The organism is Selenomonas sp. (genome assembly GCF_057272215.1).
Window position 1 is genome coordinate 76,990 of sequence record NZ_DBHIUY010000001.1, and the last position, 15,602, is coordinate 92,591.

The 15,602-nt window shown below is 57.0% G+C and carries 12 protein-coding genes, 1 tRNA gene and 1 pseudogene; 6 read left to right on the forward strand and 8 right to left on the reverse strand.

Annotated elements, in window-relative coordinates; all coding sequences use genetic code 11:
* The first annotated feature begins 117 nt into the window (after positions 1-117).
* The gene (locus ACO5Z0_RS00375; RefSeq protein WP_485648736.1) at positions 118-2,454 is read left to right on the forward strand and encodes an anaerobic ribonucleoside triphosphate reductase; all 2,337 of its coding nucleotides are present in this window, start codon (positions 118-120) and stop codon (positions 2,452-2,454) included.
* Positions 2,441-2,944, forward strand: a complete 504-nt coding sequence (gene nrdG, locus ACO5Z0_RS00380) for an anaerobic ribonucleoside-triphosphate reductase activating protein (RefSeq protein ID WP_485648737.1) — start codon at positions 2,441-2,443, stop codon at positions 2,942-2,944. The genes ACO5Z0_RS00375 and nrdG overlap by 14 nt, the downstream gene beginning before the upstream one ends.
* A 478-nt stretch (positions 2,945-3,422) precedes the next feature.
* Here nrdG and ACO5Z0_RS00385 read toward each other — a convergent pair whose 3' ends face one another.
* The 6 genes from ACO5Z0_RS00385 to ACO5Z0_RS00410 form a co-directional block, all read right to left on the reverse strand.
* Positions 3,423-3,641, reverse strand: coding sequence for a hypothetical protein (locus tag ACO5Z0_RS00385; protein WP_442673415.1), 219 nt, complete (start codon positions 3,639-3,641; stop codon positions 3,423-3,425).
* Positions 3,642-3,731: 90 nt separating this feature from the next.
* Positions 3,732-5,531, reverse strand: a complete 1,800-nt coding sequence (locus ACO5Z0_RS00390; protein WP_485648738.1) for a M48 family metalloprotease — start codon at positions 5,529-5,531, stop codon at positions 3,732-3,734.
* Positions 5,532-5,605: 74 nt separating this feature from the next.
* A tRNA-Val gene (locus ACO5Z0_RS00395) sits at positions 5,606-5,682 on the reverse strand.
* Positions 5,683-5,840: 158 nt separating this feature from the next.
* Positions 5,841-6,497, reverse strand: a complete 657-nt coding sequence (gene upp, locus ACO5Z0_RS00400; RefSeq protein WP_442673417.1) for a uracil phosphoribosyltransferase — start codon at positions 6,495-6,497, stop codon at positions 5,841-5,843.
* Positions 6,498-6,506: 9 nt separating this feature from the next.
* Positions 6,507-7,754, reverse strand: a complete 1,248-nt coding sequence (gene glyA / locus ACO5Z0_RS00405; RefSeq protein ID WP_485648739.1) for a serine hydroxymethyltransferase — start codon at positions 7,752-7,754, stop codon at positions 6,507-6,509.
* Positions 7,755-7,888: 134 nt separating this feature from the next.
* On the reverse strand, positions 7,889-8,029 hold the full coding sequence (locus ACO5Z0_RS00410; RefSeq protein ID WP_485648740.1) for a hypothetical protein: 141 nt from the start codon (positions 8,027-8,029) through the stop codon (positions 7,889-7,891).
* Positions 8,030-8,207: 178 nt separating this feature from the next.
* Between ACO5Z0_RS00410 and ACO5Z0_RS00415 the strand changes: the two genes are divergently transcribed.
* The gene (locus tag ACO5Z0_RS00415; RefSeq protein ID WP_485648741.1) at positions 8,208-9,137 is read left to right on the forward strand and encodes a M23 family metallopeptidase; all 930 of its coding nucleotides are present in this window, start codon (positions 8,208-8,210) and stop codon (positions 9,135-9,137) included.
* A gap of 14 nt (positions 9,138-9,151) precedes the next feature.
* Entirely contained in the window at positions 9,152-9,661 is a 510-nt protein-coding gene (locus ACO5Z0_RS00420) for a bactofilin family protein (protein WP_442675726.1), read from the forward strand.
* A 63-nt stretch (positions 9,662-9,724) separates the two neighbouring features.
* Here ACO5Z0_RS00420 and ACO5Z0_RS00425 read toward each other — a convergent pair whose 3' ends face one another.
* Complete coding sequence (locus ACO5Z0_RS00425) at positions 9,725-11,647, reverse strand: nicotinate-nucleotide--dimethylbenzimidazole phosphoribosyltransferase (RefSeq protein WP_485648742.1); 1,923 nt, start codon at positions 11,645-11,647, stop codon at positions 9,725-9,727.
* Positions 11,644-13,827 (reverse strand): Tex family protein, encoded by a 2,184-nt coding sequence (locus ACO5Z0_RS00430; protein ID WP_485648743.1) that lies wholly within the window; start codon positions 13,825-13,827, stop codon positions 11,644-11,646. Before ACO5Z0_RS00430 ends, ACO5Z0_RS00425 begins: the two co-directional genes overlap by 4 nt.
* Before the next feature lie 135 nt (positions 13,828-13,962).
* Between ACO5Z0_RS00430 and ACO5Z0_RS00435 the strand changes: the two genes are divergently transcribed.
* Positions 13,963-15,027, forward strand: coding sequence for an ATP-binding protein (locus ACO5Z0_RS00435; protein ID WP_485648744.1), 1,065 nt, complete (start codon positions 13,963-13,965; stop codon positions 15,025-15,027).
* A gap of 187 nt (positions 15,028-15,214) precedes the next feature.
* Positions 15,215-15,602 (forward strand): annotated as a pseudogene (locus ACO5Z0_RS00440) (polysaccharide biosynthesis/export family protein); the annotation flags it as partial.

Sequence of the window (15,602 nt, forward strand, 5' to 3'; positions counted from 1 at the left end):
GGATAAAAGGGGCTTTTCTTGTGGATAAAACACAATATGTAGTTTAGTCCCTTGACCAAGAAATCTATATCTTGTATAATTTAACAACACAAAAACTACAAGGGAAGGATCATAGATATGACCATCAAAAATATTCAAAAACGTACGGGGCAAGTCGTGCCCTTTGATGCCGAGAAGATCACCGACGCCATTCGCAAGGCAAATCTTGAGTCCATCGACGAGACGTTTTCCCAGCAGCAGCTCGAAAAGCTTACGAAGAGCGTCATGCACCGCATTGAGGGGGAGGAGACGCCTGCCGTTGAGTTCATTCAGGATGCTGTGGAAAAGGTGCTCATCAAGAACAACTTCGCCTCGACGGCGAAGGCGTACATCCTCTATCGCGCGGAACATGCGAAGATTCGCGACGCTGAGGGCGACCTTATGGACATCTACAACGAGCTGACCTTCAAGCGCGCCAAGGACGCCGACATCAAGCGAGAGAATGCAAATATTGACGCCGATACAGCGATGGGAACGATGCTTAAATATGGTTCGGAAGGGTCGAAGTACTTCATCGACCATCACATCCTGCCCAAAGATATCGCAGCGGCGCACATCGACGGCGACATCCATATCCACGACAAGGATTTCTATATGCTGACAGAGACGTGCTGCCAGATCGACCTCTTAAAACTCTTCAAGGACGGTTTCTCGACGGGTCACGGCTATCTGCGCGAGCCGAACGATATTCGCTCCTATGCCGCACTCGGCTGCATCGCCATCCAGGCGAATCAAAACGAGATGCACGGCGGTCAGGCGATCCCGAACTTCGACTATTCGATGGCGCCGGGCGTAAGGAAGACCTTCCGCAAGCTCTACTTCAAGGAGATCGCGAACTTCTTTGCCATCACGCTCGCCATGAAGCAGGATGACGCGAAGCTCTTGGCAAAGGAGATTCGCCGCTCGCTTCTGCCCTTGGGCGTTACGATCGGTGGTGCGGACGTCTACAGAGAGGCTCTCATCGATTTTCTGCCCGCGCACCAAAAGGCGTGCGGCTATGAGGAAATCTCCGAAAAGCTCGCAGCGCGTGCGCATGATTATGCCTACGCAGCGGCGCTTGATGCGACGGATAATGCGACTTTCCAAGCGATGGAAGCACTCATTCACAACCTCAACACGATGAATTCGCGCGCAGGCGCACAGGTGCCGTTCAGCTCGATCAACTACGGTACGGACACTTCGCCCGAAGGCCGCATGGTCATGAAGAATCTCCTGCTCGCGACGCAGGAAGGACTTGGCAACGGTGAGACGCCGATCTTCCCCGTGCAGATCTTCAAAGTCAAAGAGGGCGTGAACTACAATGCAGGGGATCCGAACTACGATCTCTTTCGGCTCGCTATGGAAACTTCAGCGAAGCGTCTGTTTCCGAACTTCAGTTTCCTTGATGCACCGTTCAATCTCCAGTATTACAAGGAGGGCGACTACAACACGGAAGTCGCTTATATGGGATGCCGCACGCGCGTCATGGGCAACGTCTACGATCCCGAGCGTGAAGTCACATGCGGGCGCGGCAATCTCTCGTTTACGAGCATCAACCTGCCGCGTCTCGCTATCCTCGCTAAGGGCGATCTCGATGTATTTTACCGTGAGCTTGACAGCTTGACGGAGCTTGTCATCCGCCAGCTTTTGCATCGCTTCAAGATCCAGTGCGCGAAAAAGGGCAGGAATTATCCATTCCTCATGGGGCAGCGCGTGTGGATCGACTCGGAGAAGATCGGTCCCGACGATGAGATCGCCGAAGTCTTGAAGCATGGCACGCTCTCGATGGGATTCATCGGTCTTGCCGAATGCCTGAAAGCGCTCATCGGCAAGCATCAGGGCGAGTCGGAAGAGGCGCAGACTCTCGGGCTTGCCATCGTCGGGCACATGCGCCGCCGCATGGACGAGGAGGCAAAGCGCACGGGGCTGAACTTCACGCTTCTGGCGACGCCCGCCGAGGGGCTTTCCGGCCGCTTTGTGCGCCTTGACCGCAAGCGCTTCGGTGAGATCGAGGGCATCACGGATCGAGACTATTACACAAACAGCTTCCATGTGCCCGTCTACTGCCCGATTGCGGCGGCAAAGAAGATTCGTCTTGAAGCGCCGTATCACGCGCTGACGAACGCCGGACACATCAGCTACATCGAGATGGACGGCGATCCCTCGAAGAATCTCCAAGCCTTTGAAGCGATCGTGCGCTACATGCACGACGAAGGCATCGGCTATGGCTCGGTCAATCATCCCGTCGACCGCGATCCTGTCTGCGGCTACAATGGTATCATCGACAATATCTGCCCGCGCTGCGGCAGAAAGGAGGACGGTCGTCCCTTCGAGCGCATCCGGCGCATCACAGGGTATCTTGTCGGCACGATTGACCGCTGGAACAACGCGAAACGCGCCGAAGAGCACGACCGAGTCAAGCATGGCATCAGTTAAACTTGCGGGAACGGTATCGGACTCCATCGTGGACGGGGCGGGACTTCGTTACACCATCTTCACGCAGGGCTGCCCGCATCATTGTCCCGGCTGCCACAATCCAAAGACGCATGATTTTACGGGCGGGCGAGAGATGGACACGCAGGCGCTTCTTGCACATGTACTCGAAAACCCTTTGCTGACGGGTGTTACCCTCTCGGGTGGTGAGCCTTTTTGTCAGGCTGCGCCGCTTGCAAGCCTTGCGCGTGAGGTGCATGAACATGGCATGGACGTTTGGGCGTATACGGGCTATACGCTCGAATACCTGCAAGGACAGAACGAGCGCGCCGTCGATGCACTGCTCGATGAGGTTGATGTCCTCGTGGACGGCGCGTATGAAGAAGCTGAACGCGACCTCACGCTCCCGTTTCGCGGTAGCCGCAATCAGCGCGTGATTGATATGAAAAAGACGCGAGAGCTGAAGGAGATCGTTCTTTGGGGAGAAATGTAGATTTGGTTTGCACATACAAAAAGCCGCCTGCGGGCGGCTTTTTGTATGTGTGATTTGAGAGGGATCATGATGATGCTTGATGGATCGGTCGCATAGGATTTTTGTTTATAGAACAAAAAAGAGCTGCACAGGCATCGTATCGGATGGGCGTGCAGCTCTTATATCTCATATTTGGGATTCTTTTCCAGTTATGAAGAGAACACAGGGAAAGAATCAGTGGCTGGCCTACTTCCCCTGTGTTTTGGTAAAACACGGCAGAATAGGCGTGTAGATCTTGATTGTCTACTTGCCGCAAAGCTATTATAGCATAGTATCGGCAGAATTGCACGAAAAAAATTCAAAATCGGAAAGAAAATTTTTCCAATCCGATAAAATAATTTAATTTCGTTGGTATTGCCTGTCCTCCGATAAAATAAAGGAAGAGCAGCGCCGCTTGAAAAGAATGCGGACGCAACTCTTCCTTTGGAAGGTTCGACGGTTATTTTCGCATCTGCAAGGCTGTTTCGCGATAGCGATAGAGTAGCCCCAAGACAAGGAGGATGGCGAAGGTTGTAAATGCGGCGGCGACAACGGAGTCGGTGAGCTGATACGTCACCGCCAAAGGGATGGCAATGATGAGAGAGATCGCCGTAAGTTCCATGTCGTCAAGGAAGAGCAAAGTAAGAAGAAGTACGAGAATACCAGCCATTATTCCCATTTTTCACACCTCGTTTTATGGTAGAGCAGTATATAAAATTGCTGCAGCCTATCTCCTTTGCCTTCTTTATCGAATTTTTCGTGAAAGAAATTAAGTCTTTTCGCCCATTTTATCTTTTTCTTTTTCGGCTTTCTCCAGTTCCTTCTTTTCGCGCTCCTTGATGATCTTGTCGTAGGCTTCGGCGTCGACGTCTTTCATATACTCATCGGGGATGTCCTGCGCGTTCGGCGCATATCTCCAATAGTCCTTGTAGGCAGCGAGCGCCGCGTCTTTTTCACCTGTCTCGTTGTAAATTTCGCCGCGCATCTTGTAGATGAAGGGGTTCTTCTCATCGAGTGCCTGCGACTTTTCGAGATCTGCGAGCGCCTTTTCGCGCTCGCCCATCATGCGATGGACGTCGGCGCGGTTGAGAAAGTTGTAGATGTTTTTCGCATCGAGTGCAACGGCGTGGTCAGAGTCAGCGAGAGCGGCGCTGTAGTCGCCGGCGACGGCGCGAGCGCGGCCGCGAATGGCATAGTTTTCTGCGATGTCGTCGGGATTTTTTGCGGCGAAGGCGCGTTCCATGAGGAAAAGCGCTTCCTTAGCCATGCCGTTGTCACTGTAGCGATCGGCGTTGTAGCGAAGCTGCTTGACGAGTTCGCCTTTGGCGTCGAGCGCCTTTTCTCGGATCTTCTGCCATGTATCGCTGCGAGCTTTTTCTTCGGCGGCGATTTTTTTGCGCATCGTTTTGTCCTCGCTGCTTGCGTAGGCGGTGCGCACAAGCATCTCAAGGCGCTCTTCTGCATGATGGCGTGCGACGAACTTCTTGAGCTTTTCGTAGACGTGGTCTTCATTGAGGTAGGAGATGCGCCCGTTTGGTGCGGTCGTGAACTGCCAATCGGCGAAGGCGGCGTGGTCATGGAATGCTTTGGCGAGGCCGCCGGCGATGAGGTAGGCGTTTTCCTGCGTGTTGTTGTAGTCGGCGTCCCAGTCGGCGGTCAGGAGTTTTTCGCCGTCGATGTAGACGTCTGCGCCGTTTTTGACAGTGACATGCCCCATGCCGTAGGCGCACATCATGCCGGCAAGCCGCTCGATGCGCTCCAACATGGCGGGGTGGTCGTTGTAGTTCGGCGCGTTCGGATCCTCAAATGGGTCTTGGTACTCGCGAATGTCCTGCGTTTCGTAGGTCAGGTAATACGCCATGCGTGCCATCGCCGCTGCGCCGCCGCCGGGATTGAAGCCCGCCGTTGTCATGAGGTAAAAGCCGCCTTCGTCGGCTTCGATTTCGCTCGGCAGCGTTACGTCTTTAGCGATGGCGTAGCCGACGATGGCGTTGAGCTTCTGCCAGTCGAGGTTGTCTGCCGCCGAGCCGATGGCGATGCCGGCGTACGATTCGGCGACGGCTTTGGCGTAGTTTTTCGCACTGTGCTGGCGGAGACCGTGCGTCATCTCGTGTCCGAGGACGGCGGCAAGCTCGTCTTCGTCGTGGTGCAGGGCGCGTACGAGACCGCGGTTCACGGTGATATAGTCGGTCGGATAGCAGGCGGCGTTGAAGGCGTCGCTTGCGTTCACGCGCCATAGGAATGGCAGGGAGTTGATGGAGAGCGCATATTCGCCATGTTCTGTGAGCCGTCCGAGCACGCGGTCGACGACTTCACGGTTCAGCGCGTCCTTGTCTTCGCCGTTTTCTTCCATATCTTGTTTCAAGCCGCTGATCTGATAGTCGACGTTGTTGCCAATGGCAAGCATCTCCTTGAGGGTGCCTTGGTAGGCGAGATAGCCGCCGAGTGCGGACATGCCGATCAGCACGGGGTTGAGCGCCGCCGCCTCGACGGGCGCGGCGCTGTGCAGCGGAGCGAGCGTCAAAAGGGCGGCGAGGATAGCCGCGCGAAGTTTCTTGCCGATGTTCATGTTGCAATCCTCCTCGAAAAAGCTCTATATAACAAAGGAGCAGTCATCCAGAGGATGACTGCTTAATAGACAAATGGTGCTCGGTACTGGATTCGAACCAGTGACCCCCACAATGTCAATGTGATACTCTAACCAACTGAGCTAACCGAGCAATTTTGTTCTGCAGACTCGCGCCCGCGAACAAAGCATATTATACAGAAAGGCGCGGAGAAATGCAAGTGTTTTTTTAGCGAAGGGGAAATTTTTTGCGTGGTTTTCGGTAAGGGCGGCGCACAATGTCCACGAAGTGGACGGTTATGTGTGTAATTCTTATAGTGTGCCGAATAGGCGGTCGCCTGCATCGCCGAGACCGGGAACGATATAGGCGCGCTCGTTGAGGTAATCATCGACGGCCGCGACGTAGATGGGAACGTCGGGGTGCGTTTCGTTTACGGTACGCACTCCGGCGGGGGCGGAGACGAGACAGAGCAGGATGATATTCTTTGCGCCTTTACTTTTCAAGAGACTCAGTGCGGCGATGGAGCTGCCGCCGGTTGCAAGCATGGGATCGGCGACGATGATCGTGCGTTCACCGAGATCGGTCGGCAGCTTGCAGTAGTATTCGACGGGCTGCATCGTGTCGGGATCGCGGTAAAGTCCGATATGACCGATGCGCACGGCGGGCATGAGCTTTTGTATACCGCCGATCATGCCAAGACCGGCGCGCAGAATGGGAATCAAGGCGAGTTTCTTGCCCGAGAGCATCTTGGCGCGGCAGGGTGCGACGGGCGTTTCGATCTCGACTTCTTCCATCGGCAGGTCGCGTGTGATCTCATAGACCATGAGCATGGCGATTTCTTCCAAGAGTTCGCGGAAGTCTTTGGAACCCGTTTCCTTTTGGCGCATGAGCGCCAACTTATGCTGCACGAGCGGATGATCGACGATGTTGACCGTGAGACCTTCTTTTCTTACATCTTCCAGATACATAGCGGCACCTCATTCATAAAGGGGATATTTTTGGCAAAGGGCGTCAACGCGCTTTGCTGCTTCTTCCTGCGCGGCCGTGTTCGTCGGCTGCTCGAGGACGAGAGCGATGATGGCAGCGACTTCTTCCATGTCTGCCTCTTTGAAGCCGCGCGTCGTGAGTGCAGGCGATCCGAGACGGATGCCGCTGGTGACGAAGGGCGAAAGCGGCTCGAAGGGGATCGTGTTGCGGTTCGCTGTGATGCCGACGCCGTCGAGGATGAGCTGCGCCTCTTTGCCCGTGACGTTTTTGTTTCGGAGATCGACGAGCATGAGGTGGTTGTCCGTGCCGCCTGAGACGATGCGGAAGCCTTTTTCCTGCAAGGCGGCGGCGAGTGTCTTGGCGTTTTTGACGACTTGTGCGGCATATTCTTTGAAAGCAGGCTGCAGCGCTTCATGGAGAGCGACGGCTTTGGCGGCGATGACGTGCATCAAGGGGCCGCCTTGGATGCCGGGGAAAATCGCCTTGTTGAACTGCGCGCCGAATTCGGCGTCTTTCGTGAGGATCATGCCGCCGCGGGGGCCTCGAAGCGTCTTGTGCGTCGTCGTCGTTACGACGTCCGCCCAAGGCAGCGGGCTAGGATGTACGCCGCCCGCGACGAGACCGGCGATGTGCGCCATATCGACCATGAGGTAGGCGCCGACGGTTTTGGCAATGGCAGACAGCCGCTCGAAGTCGATGATGCGCGCATAGGCAGAGGCGCCGGCGACGATGAGCTTCGGCTTGACGTCTTTCGCCTGCTTTTCGAGCGCGTCGTAGTCGATGCACTCCGTCTCCTTGTCAACGCCGTATGGAACGACGTGGAAGTATTTACCCGACATGTTGACGGCGCTGCCGTGCGTGAGGTGTCCGCCGTCCGTGAGGTTCATGCCCATGTAGGTGTCGCCGGGTGAGAGAAGTGAGAAGAACACCGCCATGTTCGCCTGTGCGCCCGAGTGCGGCTGTACGTTGGCATAGCCTGCGCCGAACAGCTCTTTTGCGCGTTCGATGGCGAGCGTTTCAACGACGTCGACACATTCGCAGCCGCCGTAATAGCGTTTGGCAGGATATCCTTCGGCGTACTTGTTCGTGAGGACGCTGCCCTGCGCTTCTAAGACGGCGTGGCTCACGATGTTTTCCGAGGCGATGAGTTCGAGCTTATGTCGCTGGCGCGAAAGTTCACCATCAATCGCCTTGGCAACTCCCGGGTCGGCATGTTTCAGTGCATCCATCAATGACATACGTTTCCCTCCTGATCAGTCAATATTGCGGGGCAACCCCCAAAGCTTCGTCTATTGTACTACGAAATCTTAGGTGCGACAAGCCCGACAGGGCGCAGGAGCACCTTAGAGATCGTTGTCCAGCAACGCTGAGGCTACGAAATCTTAGGTGCGACAAGCCCGACAGGGCGCAGGAGCGCCTTAGAGATCGCTGTCCAGCAACGCTGAGGCTGCGAAATCTTAGGTGCGACAAGCCCGCGAATCTTGAAGCATTGCAGCCGATTTGCCGTACTCATAGGAATCCCTGATAAATTCAGCAAACGATTTTTATATATCTGCGCTGTGCAAAGATGGATGACTTTATTTTATCAGCGTTTTCTTAAAATATTTGATATTGCCTTTTTGTCTATGGTATAATAACAGTTGTATGAGAAAAGGCTTTATCATTCTTTTGCATATATGGGGGATCGATCTTTGACTACGAAGGGAAAGAAACCGGACAAGCGTGAGTACACGCTGAAGTTTATCCCGCATCAAGGTGAGACAGTGCGAAGTTACAGCTTTTCGATGCGCACGCTGAAGATCTGGGCGGCTGCTTTGGCAGCGGGCGCAGTTCTTCTGCTTGGCGGGTTCGGCTATATGTCATACAGTGTTAGCGGCGCCGGCTCTATCGCGGCGCCGCGAGAGACGCCGGATGAGAAGGGGCGGCAGGCAGAGCTTGCACAGCTTGCGGAAGAGGCAAGAAATTTGCAGACGGAGATGGAAAAGCTCACGGAGCGTGAACAGACGCTGCGCCGTCTGTTGGATGAAAATGCAGAGGACGAGTCTGCCAAGCATACGGGGCAGGGAGGTCCTAGTGTACCGGCAGAGGTTTCGCAGGTGCGGCGTGCGCTCGACGCCGTGTCGCGCGGACTGCCTGCGCGGCGTGAAAGCCTGGCGCAGCTTGAGGCGCAGCTCCAAAGGCAGCGTACAGAGGCAACGGCGCGTGCGGCAGAAGCGGATAAGCTGGCAAGGACGGACGTACCAAGCAATGTGCCTTCGGGCTGGCCGACGTCGGGGGATATATCTTCGCCCTTCGGTTGGCGTTGGAATGGTACGGATTTCCATCCGGGAATCGACATTGCCAACGATACAGGCACGCCGATTGTGGCGACAGCAGACGGCGTCGTGACGGCGGCTGGCTGGAATGCGGGCGGCTATGGAAACATGGTTGATATTGACCATGGCAACGGCATTCTTACGCGCTACGGTCATGCGTCTGAGGTGATCGTGCACGAAGGGCAGCACGTCAAGCGCGGCGAGATGATCGCCTATATGGGCAGTACGGGCTTTTCTACGGGACCGCATGTGCACTATGAGATTCATCTGCATGGCGAGATCGTGAATCCGGCGAGCTATCTATAGGAAGTGGGGAGACTATGTTTGGTGTGATGAGAAAGCGCGATGAAGGTCCTGCCGCAGGCGATATAGAAACGGTCATCGGCAAGAATACGAGGATTCAGGGCGAGGTCAGCGGTACGGGAAACTTACGCATTGACGGAGAGATCGAGGGCGAGCTGAAGCTCTCGGGCGCGGTGATCGTCGGCGAGACGGGCATGGTCACGGGCAATGTCTCGGCACGCTCCTTGAATGTATCGGGGACGGTGCATGGCAACGCACGCACGGAGGAGAGTCTGACGATCCACAGCTCAGGGCAGCTTATCGGCGATGTTCAAGTCAATGCTTTCCAGATTGAGGATGGCGGCATCTTCAAGGGAAGGAGCGAGATGAATCCGCGTGCGGGCATTGAGCTTAAGGCGCGTCCGCAGCATGTATCTGCGCCGCAGGAAGGCGCGGTCTCGGTCGAAGATCTGGCGAAGGCTTCGGCAAAGACGGCGCCAAGGACGGCGGCTCCGATGAAGTCGGCGGCGAAAGCGGAAAAGAAATAAAAGAATGGTATCATCCATTGAGACAGCGGATGATACCATTCTTTTTATTTTAGCAGCCCCTTTTTATCCCTGCCGTCCTCTTCCGGGACCGTCGGCGGCGACGGCGACGGCGGTCTGGGCGAAGGTTTTCATGTCGTTGAGCATGTGGAGGGCGGCGTCCATGAGGCGTATGCCAAGACAGGCGGCGACGCCGCAGCTCGCGGCAAGAGACAGCGCGAGGTAGTCGCGCTGGACGTAGAGAAGATAGGGTGTGAGTGTGGGGGCGATTCGTTCAGCAAAGAGCGCGACGTTTTCCGTCGCGGGATCGTCGAGTACGATGAGGCTGCGCCTTTTGGCAGCGGCGCTGATGGCGCCAAGGAGTGCGGCGGCTTCGACGCAGGATGCAGGAGGCAGGCGGTGCAGCAGATCGAGAAGGTTGTTGCCGTCTTTTTCATGGCGGAGCGCTTCGGCTAACAGATCTGCCTTTTCTTTTGCTGTTTCGTTGGATGGGGCGGTAAGTGAGATGCCGATGAGGGGGCAGTCGGCAGTAAGTTCCTGTGCGACCTTCTGCCCGAAGGCGAAAGCTGCGGCGGCAGAAGATGCAGCGTCGAGTTGCGCAAGTGTTACAGGTGCGCCTGCATGTGCGGCGAAGGCTGCTGTGAGGTGCTTTTGCCGCTCGGATGGTTCTTCTGCCGTGAAGATGAGAAGTGTGCGTCCGGATGCAAGCGGCGGCTGTGCGACGCCTGTGACGCCGGCGAGGCGCACGGCGAGCGCTTCAAGTCTGCCAAGGCTGTAGATCGGCTTGGCAAGACTGTCGATGCGCTTTTGGCACGCCGTCATGGCAAGGGCGTCGGGTGCGGGGAATTCGGGCAGACGGATGACGTCATCGTGGGGGATGTTTTCGGATACGGAGCGGCGCTGTATCTGCGGCATGTCAGCGGTGTCATATTCTGTTTCCGGCGCATTTTTGTCGGCTGTGCGCACGCTTTTTGAAGCGTCGATTGCGGCGTCGAGGAAGTCGGCGACGATGGAGGAGCCTGTCGCTTCGCCGAGACGAAAGCGCATGTCCATGTAGGGTTTGAGGGAGAGCTTTTCGAGGATGGCGGCGTGCGCCGGCTCTGCTGCAAGGTGTGAGGGGAGAAGATAGCCTGTGACGGCGGGAGAGAGCGCCTGTGCGATGAGCGCCGCTGCGCCTGTGTTGAAGCCGTCGAGGATGACGATGGCTCTTTTGCTTGCCGCGCCGAGGATCAGCCCCGCGATGCAGCCGAGTTCGAAGCCGCCGACCTTTTGCAGGACATCGACGCCGTTATTCGCATCGGGGCGATTGACCGCGAGGATCTGGCGTACGACTTCGATCTTCGTCTTGAGACGTTCATCAGATATGTTCGTGCCGCGCCCCGTGGCTTTTGCGGGTGTGAGACGGCAAAGGCAGGCGGTGATCGCCGCGCTTGCCGTCGTGTTTGATATACCCATTTCTCCGGGCAGAAAGCAGCGATAGCCTTGCGCGGTGAAATGATGAGCGAGGCGGATGCCGACGGCGAGCGAGCGGAGCGCTTCCTCGCGCGTCATGGCGGCTCCTTTGGCGGAGTTCTTCGTGCCGTGTGCGATCTTGCGGTCGATGAGCGTCGGGAGCGGCGGCAAAGGCGCTTTGATGCCGAGGTCGGCGACGTAGAGGTCGCTTCGTGCGAAGTTGGCGAGCGCGTTGGCGACAGCGCCCTTGGCTAGCAGGTAGTTCGCCGTCATCTGTGCCGTCGTCTCGGGCGGATAGGCGCTGACCTGCATTTCTGCTACGCCATGATCGGCGCAGCAGATCAGCGTGCATTTCTTCGGCTTTTCGAGCGTCCGGAGCGTACCCTTTGCTGCACGAAGATAACGCCGCAAGAGGAGGGAGAGCGCACCGAGATCTCCTGATGAAGTGCCGAAAAAACGCTCGTCAGCCTCTTCGCCGGCAGGCTCGATAGCACGAATGGTATCACTTATAAGAATGGTATCACGAGATTGGTTCATTTTGCCGCCTCTTTCGGAACCTGTTTTAGGGAAAGCCCGATGCGTCCGCGTACCTCGTCAACGTTGATTACCATGACGTTTACGATGTCGCCGACGGATACGACGTCGAGCGGATGTCGGACGCGCTTCTTGCTGAGTTCTGAGATGTGGATGAGCCCCGCCGTCTTGATGCCGATGTCGACGAATACGCCGAAGTCCGTGATGTTGCGCACCGTGCCGCGCATGACGGCGCCGGGCTTGATGTCGGAGAGTTTTACGATGGCTTGGCGCGTCAGCGGCGCGGGCAGATCTTCGCGTGGATCGCGTCCCGGCTTCTTGAGCGCGTCGATGATGTCGCGCATGGTCGGAGTGCCTGCGGCAAGCTCTTGGGCGAGTTTTTCGGCGTCGGCGAGCGTAAGCTTAGCGCCGAGCGTGTCGAGAGACTTTTTATCGTTCAAATCCTTGAGCGAAAAGCCGAGGCGGTCGAGCAGCTTTTCGGCGAGCGCGTAGGACTCGGGATGAACGGGCGTGTTGTCCAAGGGGCTTTTGCCGCCCGCGATGCGCAAAAAGCCCGCGCACTGGGTAAAGGCGGCAGGACCTAGGCGCGGCACCTTGAGGAGCTGGCGGCGGCTGGCGAAAGCGCCGTTTTCGTCGCGCCAGTCGATGATGTTTTTCGCGATCGCCTTCGTGACGCCCGCGATGTGCGAGAGAAGCGCCGCCGATGCCGTGTTGAGGTTCACGCCGACATGGTTGACGGCGGATTCCACGACAGCGTCGAGTGCGGCGGCAAGTTCCTTTTGGTTCACATCGTGCTGGTATTGACCGACGCCGATCGCCTGCGGGTCGATCTTCACGAGTTCGGCGAGAGGATCCTGCACACGCCGCGCGATGGAGACGGCGCCGCGGATCGTCACATCGTATGCGGGAAGCTCCTCTTTCGCGAGTTTCGAGGCAGAGTAGACGGACGCGCCTGCTTCGTTCGTGATGAGGTAGTGTACGGGCAATTTGTTCTCGCGGATGAGATTCGCCGTGAATTCTTCCGTTTCGTAGGATGCCGTACCGTTGCCGATGGAGATGAGCGTCACGCCGTGCTTCTTGATGAGCGCGAGCGCTTTTTTCGCTGATTCGGCGCGGCGCTCATCGCTCATCGTGAGGTAGAGGACGCCGTGATCGACGACTTGACCCGTGGGGCTGACGACTGCCATCTTGCAGCCCGTGCGGTAGCCGGGATCGAGTCCCATGACCGTGTGCCCGGCGAGCGGCGCTTCGAGGAGGAGCTGCTTGAGGTTTGCGCCGAAGACGTGAATCGCTTGCTTTTCGGCATTTTCCGTCAAAAGTGAGCGAAGTTCGCGCTCCATAGCGGGAAAGAGCAGGCGCTTATAGCCGTCCTCGATCGCCGCCTTCAGAGAGTCGCGGAAGATCGATGCGCCTTTGTCAATCCCATCGAAGATTTCCGTCGCAAGCTTCTCGTGGTCGCATTGGAGCGTGACCTTGAGGCAGCCCTTCTTTTCGCCGCGGTTGATGGCGAGGATGCGATGCGAAGGCAGCGTGCGAAGCGGCTCCCTGTAGTCCTGATACATGAGGAAGGTTTGCGCGTCTTCGGTTTCCTCGTCGAGCGCAGTCACGAGTTCTGCACGCTGCCAAAGCTCCTTGCGCATCTTCTGACGCAGCGGCGCACCTTCCGTGACAGTTTCGGCGACGATGTCCATCGCACCCGCAAGAGCATCTGCCGCCGTCTCCACGCCTTTTTCCGCATCGACGAACTGGGCGGCGTATTCTTCCGCCGTGCCGCTCTGCGCTTCCTGCGCGAGAATCGCAAGCGCCAAAGGCTCAAGCCCCTTTTCCCGCGCGACGCCTGCGCGTGTGCGCCGCTTTTGTTTGAAGGGCAGGTAGATGTCCTCCAGCTCCTGCATCTTCAGCGCCCGGTCGAGCGCTTCTTTGATCTCGGGCGTGAGCTTTCCCTGCTCGTCGATGCTCTTTCCGATCTCCTGCTGACGTTTCACGAGATTGCGGAGGCGCGAAAGCTCGCTCTCGACGGAGCGCACCTGCTCTTCGTCAAGTTCTCCCGTCGCCTCCTTGCGATAGCGGGAGATGAACGGCACCGTGTTGCCCTCGTCCAAGAGCGCGATCGTCGCTTCCGCCTGCTTCGTTCGGATGCCCAAAGCGCGCGCAATAGCCGCGCCGATGTTTTCTTCTTTCATGAAAATCCCTCTCATCGTTTGAAAATCGCTTCCTATTATAACATAGAAAGGAAAATGCGTGCAGAAGGCGTGAAAAATTCATTGGTTCCTGCTATACTATACGAAGAAGAAAAATTTGGCATCTCTGAGGAAAGGATGGCGGCGGTGGAAAAGATTCGTCTGTCTGCGGCGAAGTGCATCAAAGGCTATCTGCAGCCGCCGTGCCGCGCTTGTGAAGAGGTCTGTCCTGCAGGCGCGTTCCGCTGGGGCATACCGCAGACGGAGCTTTGTCTCGACTGCGGTCTTTGCACGGCGGTCTGTCCCGCTGGCGCCATTGAGACGCGGCAGAGTTATGCTGCGAAGCTGTCGAGCGCGCTCTCTGCGCCGCAGGTGCATCTCGCGTGTACGAAAACGGTGCCGGATTCTATGCTACCATGCTTGGGATTTCTCACGCGCGGCATTCTCTGGGCGATTGCTTCAAAAAAGGAAGTGCAGCTCGATGTTGGCGCGTGCCGATCGTGCGTACCCGCCGTCTATGAGCATCTTTGCCGCGAGTCTGCTGCTGCCAATACTGCCTTGGAAGCGGCGGGGAGAATGCTGCTTCGCCTGCGAGATACGGAGCCTGCCGCACGCGAGTACAGTCGCCGCGATTTTTTTCGCCGCTTTCGCGATGCTGCGAAGGAGAAGTTCGGGCAGGCAGATGCGGCAGGCGGTGCGGGGAGCGATGGCGCTGAGGTGCATTCTGCTGAGAGGATGCTGCAAGGCGATACGTCTGGCGCCGATGCTGATGCTGCGGCGGGGCAGGATGAAGGCGGGGCTGGAGATGCCGCAGAAACGCAGGAAGAAAATCCTGCATATCCATCGCTTACGGCGTTCGATCCTTCCGCATGGGCGTTTCGCTACGGCGCATTTCCTGCCGCTGTGCATGGGGACCTCGCTCTCTACAGCGGCTGCAATGCCTGCGGCTTCTGTGCGCACCTGTGTCCGCAAGGCGCATTGCAGGCAGACATCGAAGATGCAGACTTCGTACTGAGCTTCACGCCGCAGCTCTGTACGGCATGTGGTCTTTGTACGGCACGCTGTCCCAAGAACGCTCTGCGTCTCGCCGCATCTCCCGCCGCCAAACGCTGGCGCATTCCCCTGCCGCACTGCGCCAACTGCGGCGCGCCATTTCAGCCGATCGGCGCGAGCAAACTCTGCCGCACTTGCTTAGGCGGATAAAATTGATTTTATGAGATTTCTTATTGATTATGGAGAGTTAAACCCTTTGTAATAAATTTTTTGCGGCATTTCCCGATAATAAAGAAGAATAGAAAGAGGGAAGTACAGGCAAAGACCTTTGACAGCAGAGGATGGCTATGCTATCCTTAAAAGAACAAATGTAATCCGTTTGAAGGAGTGTCCGTACATGAAAAAACGCAACCTGCTCGTCTTGGCTGCAATGCTTGCGCTCAGCAGCAGCGCTGCGTTCGCTGCGCCTTCTGCAAGCGACGCCGCCGCAGAAGCAGCAGCGGCAACGCCTGTGACGGCGAAAGCCCTCGCTGAGCAGCCGCAGGCAAACCATGAAGCAGCATCTCGGGAAAAGCCGGCAAAGAAAGAGGCGGCTGCACCGCGCTATATCGAAGCGCCGGAAGAATTCGAGATTGCATCCCTGCGCCGTGCGGCAACGACGCCAAGCTATCGCCTCTTCAAGGGGGATACCTTCAACGTCCTCGCCATTGGCTTCCCCGATGGCATCGGCGTCAACAACATCACCGTCGGCATTGACGGCTACGTTCAGCTTCCCTACGTCGGCA